Source organism: Mesorhizobium sp. M1403 (genome assembly GCF_040317695.1).
Classification (GTDB): Bacteria; Pseudomonadota; Alphaproteobacteria; order Rhizobiales; family Rhizobiaceae; genus Mesorhizobium.
Window position 1 is genome coordinate 1 of sequence record NZ_JAMYKY010000099.1, and the last position, 646, is coordinate 646.

The following is a 646-nucleotide window of genomic DNA, read 5'->3' on the forward strand; positions in this document are numbered from 1 at the left end:
AGACGGACACGTCCGCCTGGGCCGGGCTGCCCGCTTCCGATCCCGATCCCTACGCCCTCGGCCTCACCCCCCGCCATCTCGCCTATGTCATCTACACCTCAGGCTCCACCGGAGCCCCAAAGGGCGTCATGGTCGAGCATCAGGGGGTGGTCAATCTGGGCTTGGCGCAAATTGCGCTTTTTGGGGTTCATTCAAACAGCCGGATCGTGCAGTTCGCCTCCTTCGGCTTTGATGCAAGCACCTGGGAGCTTGTCATGGCGTTTGGCTCAGGCGCTGCGTTGCATTTTCCTGGGGACGAGATCCGTCAAGCAAGTGGCAAGCTGTCGGATTACCTTCGAAACGAAGCCATCACGCATGCGACGCTGCCCCCCGCACTGCTTCAGGGAAGCCAGAATCTGGATGGTCTGGCGTCGCAAGTTGTCATTCTTGCTGGGGAGTTGCCGAGGGCCGAACTGATCCGGGGCCTTCCTGCAGCCTCTATCGTCAACGCCTATGGACCCACCGAAACAACTGTTTGTGCGACGGTTTGGAGTTGTCCCAAAGACTTTGCTGGATCAATCGTCCCGATCGGCCGTCCGATTGCGAACACGCGGGTGTATCTTCTGGACGGCCATGGCGCGCCGGTTCCATTCGGGGCGGTGGGCGA

1 protein-coding gene is annotated in these 646 nt (G+C 60.7%); it reads left to right on the top strand.

Features of this window, described 5'->3' with window-relative positions; all coding sequences use genetic code 11:
- The coding region (locus tag NKH01_RS35200; protein WP_353024751.1) for an AMP-binding protein at nt 1-646 on the top strand (646 nt) is incomplete at both ends.